Annotated in this window: 3 protein-coding genes; all 3 read right to left on the bottom strand. The window is 64.5% G+C overall.

What is annotated here, in order from left to right; genetic code table 11:
* Nucleotides 1-143: 143 nt before the first annotated feature.
* Nucleotides 144-701 carry a hypothetical protein gene (locus ACFYML_RS36355; RefSeq protein ID WP_387424972.1) on the bottom strand — a complete coding sequence of 186 codons (558 nt, stop codon included), beginning with the start codon at nucleotides 699-701 and terminating at the stop codon, nucleotides 144-146.
* 236 nt (nucleotides 702-937) lie between these two features.
* Nucleotides 938-1,504, bottom strand: coding sequence for a suppressor of fused domain protein (locus tag ACFYML_RS36350; RefSeq protein WP_387424971.1), 567 nt, complete (start codon nucleotides 1,502-1,504; stop codon nucleotides 938-940).
* An 8-nt stretch (nucleotides 1,505-1,512) separates the two neighbouring features.
* Complete coding sequence (locus ACFYML_RS36345) at nucleotides 1,513-7,926, bottom strand: polymorphic toxin-type HINT domain-containing protein (protein ID WP_387424970.1); 6,414 nt, start codon at nucleotides 7,924-7,926, stop codon at nucleotides 1,513-1,515.
* Between the last annotated feature and the right edge of the window lie 27 nt (nucleotides 7,927-7,953).

Genomic DNA, 7,953 nt, shown 5'->3' with positions numbered 1-7,953 from the left:
GCTTCCGCAACCCCGAAAACCAGCGCCTCCGCACCCGCACCGCCACCACCCGACGCCACCGTGGGCAGCTCGACCCCGCCTAACTTCGATGAGCCATTACAGGTCGATGACTACTCGCTTACAGGCGACCGACGGCCGGTCAGTCAATAGCGCCGGACATACGCCTCGTCCAGGCTGGCTCCAGCCATGACATTGAGAGCGATACCGGCAGCTACCCCTATCCAGCCCTGGTGACTTTGTGCCAAATCAACCAGAGCGGCGCGATCGGCACCGGAAAGAGCCCGACGTAGGTCGTGGGTGGTGTCAAGGCCGATCTCTGAGCAAATCCAGTGCGCCACGATCACCGCGTCACCAACGGCCTTGGGGTCTGCGGCGACTTCGGCAGCAAAGTAGGGCAGCCCTCCATCGTTGGCACCGTACCGTAACGCGAGGGCGACGAGCGTACGACCGGCGAGCCGGTCGTACGGGTCGCGGTCGACCCGCCGCCTGGCATACTCCTCAAGCTTGAAGATCGTAAGGCGATCGTTGGCCCGCCCCAACCAGAATTCGTCCGACCGCGGCAATGCAGCCAGGTCTCCCATGGTGGCCCGCAGCGGTGCCATCAGGCGCTCTACGATGTCAGGATGTCCAACGGCTTCCGCCGCATCCCTCAGAAAAGCAGCGACCGGGGCGATCTGCTGCTCGACCTCCGCAGTCGTCATGATCAACAGCACCTTCCGTGAGGCGTCGCGACCGAAACCATAGAAAAGCGCCGGGGCGCCGTCGCCCGAAAGCCAACGGCGCCCCAGCAAACCGACTCACAGCCCGGACCAACAGCCGAGAAGATCTGTCAACCCAACCTGCTATGCAACCGACGCAATATCAAATCCTCTCCATGGGCTAGGAGTTGCCGGTCAAAACACCAGTTCCGGCACTTCCTACACCTACTCCTCTCCTGTCAGCAGATCTCGTCCCTGCCCAAGTCCAACAGGTCTGGATCCTGCGTCAGGAGTTCTTTTTCGAAGGCGTCCCAGCCGCGGTTCCTGACGAACTCAGTCTCCGACGGTCCGACCGGGACGAGCCACACAACGGCTACATGACTCCCGTCCTCGACCAGCACCGACTTGAACTCCGAATCGAAGTAGACGGGTAACGCCGCATATACGGACACCATCACGCTGTCCTCCGCAAGCGGTCGACCCAGCTCGATCACGTCCCCCCGCAGGAGGGCGTTACCCGTCCCGATGGTCCTTTGCGCCACGAAGTCAAGCACGCTCGGCAGCGGCCCGAAACGACCGTCCTGCCGAGTGTGCTCAACCGCCAACAACTCCATCCTCAGCTCCCGACCATCCATCCGCGACCGGATAGGCGTCGCCGAGAGCCCCACGGTCGTATACGACGTGGCATCCCTCAGAACCCCGTTCCGGTAGGCCGCTACCTGCAAGCCGGAGGGCTCGTCCGCGAAGGTCATGCCGCCCAGCATGCGGCCCAGCCTGCTCTCGAAATGGTTGATCAGAGCTGTCATCAGGTTCTCTATCCGTCTTGTCGGTTTCCAGCTCCCCGGTTGCAGGGGATGCATTCAATTCTGACGCGCTTCTGGTACTCAAGGATCACGAACGGCCGCTTGACCCTTGGGTCAAACTCTCGGTTTGACCACGAGTCAGGGTAGTGCCCCATATCGCCGGTCTGTTGCCCCGGACCAGGGTTACGGAACACCTCTCCGACGCAGTTCGGTCCCTGCCGGGGGCACATCACACCACCGTTAGGGCCAGGTGTGCCACTCGCCCAGGCGTCATTGGTCGTGTCCGCGTGCCAGCCTGCCCGACTGGTGACATGGCCCGGTTCGTTGACGCCCTGCAGCATGCCATTGTCGTTCAGTTCTCCTGGTTGCAGGCGGTTCTCATCCGCGATGTAGCGACCATCCGTACCGCGAGGTGAACCACCGGTCGCACACTCGCACGTCGCGTGGTGCCCGTCCTCGGCCCCCCCGCAATTGTGCACGACAAGCGGAGTGTCCCCTGCCAACACGTGGTACGTGTGGACCCCGTCGACGGTCAGGTTGTGGACCTGCTCGCGCTTGACGGTGTGCTTGACCGCCGTAATCTGAACCCAGGTTCCGGCAGCCGTCTGGAGCCACATGCCGGGCTTGAGCTGCTCGGCCTTGGCCCACATGCCTGCGTCGGGGAGCCAGATCAGGTGGGCATCAGTGGACGTGATGCTCCCGGTCTTCGACCCATCCTTGCCGTCCAGGTCGACGGTGAAGGTAACGAAGACCTTCTTACCTTCGACGCTACGGGCGTTCGTGACGACACGGTCCTGGTTCTGGCCGGTCTCCACGTCCGTGGCCAGCACCCGGTCGCCGACCTTCACCTCCTCGATGGCCTTGCTGCTGCCGTCGGCCATCACGACCTTCGTGCCCGGTACGAAGCTGTTCGGACGGATCGGACACGACGGCCCCTCGGTATCCTTCGGCTTCGGGGCACCAGTGGACGGTGCCGCCTTACCGGCGTCGACCGCCTTGCGGGTGTCGTTGGCGGTGTCGATTCCGTCGGCGATCTTCTTGCCGGTCTTGGCCAGCTTGGCCGCAGCCACCGCGTTGCCCGCTAGGGGGATGGCGGAGGCCATGGACATGGCGGCGTCGACGTAGTTGCCTTCGGCCAAATACCAGATGCCGTTGGCGACGTCGGCGACCTCACCAATGACGGGGACCATACCGGCAACGTCGAGGGCGGCGTGGCCGATGTCCGACCACGACATCCCGAACAGGTGCCCGTCCAGTTCGACGAAGCTGATCGGGTTGCCGCCGGCAAACGCGTACCGGTTACCGGTGAACGGGTCCATGGCCAGACCCATGTCCGCGAGGGCGCCGCCATAGGTGTCCCTGGTCAGGAACCGGTTCAGGCCTGGGTCGTAGTTACGGAACCCCATGTCGTAGGTGCCGGAGCCGGCATCCCACCGGGAGGCGTTGAACCGGAACGCGTTGTACGGCTCCTCACCCTCCGCAGCAGCGCCCGGCTTGTCCACACCCGTGAACTGCGACCCGTCGTCCTTGCCGTACGCCGTGTACCCGTACGTCGCCCGGGTGTTGCCGTTCTCCTTCGTGATACCGATGACGTCCCCACGGGGCCGGTAGATGAACTGCGAGTACTCCCGGCTGCTGTCGTCCTTGTGCTTGATCTGGGTCAGTTGCTGACCCCACGGCGCGTACTGGTACGACTTTTCCGCCTTGCCGGCGACCTCTTCACGCAGGACCTGGTTGTCCATGCCCAGGTACGTGAACAGGGTCGTCTTACCGGCCGTGGTCTTCGACACCGTCCGGTCGAACGGGTCGTAGACGTAGCTGGTCGACTTGGCGTTGGCACCGACACCCGCGGTGGTCTTCGCGGTGCGGTCGAATCCGTCGTAGTAGTACTTCTGCGCCCGTTCACCACCGACCGACACCGTGTCGAGACGCCCGAGCGGGTCGTAGTTGTATGTCGACGTCACCCCGACCGTGGTGGTGGAGTGCAGCCGGTTCCGGTCGTACTTACTGGTGCTGGTCGTACCGCCGATGGTCTGCGACACGGTGTTGCCGTTGGCGTCGTAGACGTAGGACTCGGTGGAGGTGCTGTCGCCGGTCTTGTCGAGCCGGCTGATGCGGTCCTGCGGGTCGTAGGTGAAGGTGTGGGTGTTGTCGATGTAGTCCGACGAGTTGTCGGCGTTCATCAACTTGAGCACGTCCCGCGACGGGTGCCCGTTGGCCTGATACTCCAGCGTGTGCTCGGCGACGGTCGCCCCGCCGGAGGTCTTCTCCAGCTGGTGCTTGGTGGCGCCGTCGAGGTAGTACTCGAAGTCCACGGTGTTGCCGTTGGGCTTGGTCTGCTTGAGCAGCTGCCCGCGAGCGGTGTAGGTGAACGACGAGATCTGCTGGTTGCCCGCCGTCGGCGAATCGGCGTTGGTCACCTTCGCGACCATGTCCCGCGCGTCGTACTCGATCTTTGACCAGGTCAGGTCGTGGGTCGAGGTGAGCGGGTTGCCGTTGTCGTCGTACGTCAGCGCTGTGGTGTTCTTCGGCGTCGCGTCGGTGGCGCCGGTGAACTCCTTGACCGTGGAGATCTGGTTGAGCTGGTCATAGGCGATGTCGTACCGGCTGATCTTGGCCCCGGGGCTGAGGTCCTTGACCTCGACCAGCAACCCGTTCGGGTTGTACTGGTAGGTGAACTCCTTCTTCTCGTTGTCGACGTCACCGGCGTTGTCCCGCACCAGCTTGACCGCGTCGGCGAGCACCTTGCCCGTCGCCTGGTCGGTGAGAGTGATCTTCTGGATGCCGTCCTCAACGAAGGAGTAGCTGCCCAGGCTGATCCAGGTACCGCTGTTCTGGGTCTGGTTCACCGTCTTGGTGACGCTGCCACCGTTGTGGGTGATGGTGAACTTCGCATCCGTCGCGGCGCCGGTGACCTCCGGGTGCCGCACGAACACCTCGTAGCTGCCGTCGCGAGGGACGTTCAGCTGCCAGTTGAACTGTGCCGACCCGGTACCGGCAGGTGCGGTGGCCACGTCGTAGCCCCACTGCCCGGTCGCACCGCCGCTGGTCCAGGTGCCCTGGCTCGCGGTGTTGTTCGAGTCCGAGTTGTCGACCAGGATCACGTCCTTGCCGACCGGCAGGCCGTCCTCCGACCGTCCCTTCTCGTTGCCGGACGGGTAGTAGTCCCAGGTCATCGTCCGGGTGGTCGACCCGCCGGCCGAGCTCAGCGTGTTCTTGGTCTGCTGGCCCAGGTCGTTGTAGTCGTACGAGTTGACGATGTCCCACGGGTCCTTGGACGTCTTGGTCCACCCGTTGTCGTAGTAGGTGTATTCGGTGTCGTTACGGACCGTCTGCCCCTCCGACGGCGGCGCGCTGACCTTCGCCAGGTTGCCGATCTCGTCGTAGGTGTAGAAGGTCTTGTCCGGCGTGTTGTAGCGGCTGTCGTCCTTGTCGTAGGACGACCACTCCTCCTTCTTGCGGTTGAGCGAGTCGTAGACGGTCACCACAGCGAAGTCGTCGGCATCGTCGGTGGTGTTCACCCCACGCGGGGTGATCCCCTTCGTCTGGTTGCCGACCTGGTCGTACTCGTACTTGGTGGTGCGGTAGGTGATCGTGCCGGCGCCGTCCTTGGTGTGCGGCACCTTCGACTCGATCAGCGCGCCGCGTGCGTCGTACGTCGCCAGCGACTCGTTGCCCTCGGCGTCGGTGGTGCCGAGGGTCAGACCGTCCTTGTCGAACCGGGCGGTGGTGAACTTGCCGAGCGCGTCGGTGGTCTTCACGACCCGGTGGTTCCAGTCGTACTCGTACTTGGTCGTGAAGTCGTTCTCGGCGCTGGCGGTCTTCTTCGCGTCGTACAGGACCGTGACGTTGCCGACGTTGTCGTACTCCGAGACCACCTTCTGGCCGAGGCCGTTGGTGACCTCGATCGGCTGGTAGATCGCGTCGTACTTGCTGGTCGTCGTGTAGTCGCCCGCCTCGGAGGTCAGGTTGCCCTGCGGCTCCGTGACGGTCAGGACGTTGCCGACCTTGTCGTACGTCGTGGTGGTCTTACGCTCCGGGTCGGTCGCCAGGTCCTTCGGCGCGTACGACTCGATCACCTGGTCGGCCTTGTCGTAGACCGAGGTCGACGCCGTCCCGTTGGCCGCGTACGCCGTGACGATGTTGTCGTTGGCGTCGTACACCGAGGCCTTGGTGGTGATGAACCGGTTGTTGGCCGCGTCCATCGGCTCGACCTTGTCCTTCGGCCGCCCGAAGGTGTCGTACCCCTGGGTGACCTTGGCGTTCTTTCCGTTCTTGACCTCGAGGACGTTGCCCCGGTCGTCGTACGTGAAGTACGAGAGCCCATTGCCGGCGTCCTTGATCCTCGCCGGGTAGCCGCTGGCGTGGAAGTCGAGGTACTCGGTGGTGTTGCCGTTGGCGTCCTTGGCGGCGACGAGTTGGCCCCAGTCGTCGTAGGTGTTCCGGCTCGTGTAGTCGCCATCGGTCGCCGTGGTGTTGCCCACCGGGTCGGTGACCGTCTCGGCGTCACCCTCGGCCGTGTACGTGAAGGTCCACTTCCGCCCCTCCGAGCTGGTCTTGCTGACCACCTCGGCCACGTACCCGTTGAGCTGGCGCTGGTAGGTCAGAACCGTGCCCGGCCAGCCGTTGCGGACCGTCTCGGCGTCCCTGACCTCGGTCGGGTAGCCGGTCTTCGGGTCGTACGCCCAGGTGGAGACCGCGCCGTTGGCCTCCTCCAACCGGATGACGTTGTGGTCGTCGTCCCAGCCGAGCTTCGTGACCTCGTTCTTCGCGTTGGTCGTCTGGTACGCCCGGCCGTAGCCGTCCAGCAGGTACTGGGTGGCGTGGTTCTCGGCGTCGGTGACCGTGGCGTTGATGGTGCTGCCCTGCGGGCCGTCCGGGTCGACGTAGCCGAACTGGGTGAGGTAGCCGAGCCGGTCGGTGTAGGACTTGGTGGTCCAGTGGAACTTCGGGTCGTCGCCGGTCTGCGGGTAGTTGTAGACCAGGCTGGTGGCGTTGCCGCGCGGGTCGGTGACCTTGACCAGCTTGACGTTCTTGTTCCCCTGCGTCATGTCGTAGGCGAACTTGAACGTCTTCGGCGCACCGTCGGTCGACCCGGCTCCGTCGATCAGCTCACCGAGCAGGCCCTTGTCGGTGTAGGTGAAGGTGAGCTTGCGTCCGGAGATGTCGGTGATCTGGGAGATGTGATCGATGATCTTCGGGTTGGTCAGGTTGGTCGCGGACTTCCGCGTCCAGGTGGTGTCGTCGATGTAGTCGAACGCCTGACCCTTGGCGTAGTAGTCGACGGTCAGCGTCTTCCGACCGGTCGGGTCGGTGATGTAGCGGAGGAACTTGGTCGGCTTGTTGTTGGACTTGCGCTCCTCGTAGGTGAAGAGCATCTCGTTGCCGTTGTTGTCCACGATGCTGGACAGGAAGCCCTCGCAGTCGTAGAAGAACTGCGTCCGGTCCGGCCGGGTCAGCACCCACGCCCTGCGTTCCTGGGTGTTGGGCTTGCAGTCCACGCTGCTGTTCTTCTGCAGGTAGAGGTGAACTCCCTTGGGGCTCTTCCACTCGTTCGCGGCCGCGTCCCAGGTGAACCAGTGGCTGGTGCCGTCACCGTCGGTCAGGGTGACCTTGGTGGGGTTCGGGTTCGGGTGGAAGTCGAGAGGGGCGCCGAGGCGCATCATCGACGAGGCCTGCAGCGACCACCCGTAGCCGGCGACGGTGTCGGACGTGTCGAGGGAGTTGTAGGCCAGGCGGACGAACGTGGACAGGCCCCGGGAGGGGTTGTTGAACGCGTTGTACGACCAGACGGTGTTGCCGGAGTACAGGTTGTTCATCAGGGTGCCGCCGGCGCCGGTGTTCTTGCCCGCGTAGGAGTAGAACTTCTCCAGACCGAGTTGGTCGGAGGTGGGTTCCTCGACGGCGACGTTCTGCGGCAGCGGCTGGATCGCCGGCGTGGTTTCCGACAGCTTCTTGCCGGTCAGCTTGTTGCGCAGGTCCCACTTGAGCACGTAGTCGGTGCGCTTGTTGCCCTCCGTCGACGACGGCGGCGTCTTCACCTGCGCGTTGACGTCGACCGTGCCGCCGGCGGGAACGCTCTTGGGCAGCGGGGTGACCACCTCGAAGCTGGGGTCCGCGCCGTCGGTGGTGCCGTCGGCCCGCTTCCAGTCGTAGCCCAGCTCCCAGTCGGTCGGGTTCCAGGTGGTCAGGGTCGGGTTGGACAGGGTCACCGGCACGGTGTACGTGGCGTTCGCGGTCGCCACCGTCGGGGTGGACGCCGCGTAGTAGGTCGACTCGCCGGTCTGCTCCAGGTAGGTGACTTCGAGGGTCGGGCGCAGCAGTGGTTCCTCGCCCTCGGAGGAGAGCAGCATCGCCCGGGCGGTCTGGTTGACCTCGTCGCGCTGGCGCAGCAGCAGGCCGTAGTTGCTGGCCGGGGTCTTCACCCAGCCGTCCACGGCGGTGGTGACGTC

It is taken from the genome of Micromonospora sp. NPDC007230 (genome assembly GCF_042869115.1).
GTDB lineage: Bacteria > Actinomycetota > Actinomycetes > Mycobacteriales > Micromonosporaceae > Micromonospora.
The sequence above is the reverse complement of the archived record's forward strand: the minus strand, read 5'-3'. Positions and strand labels throughout refer to the sequence as shown.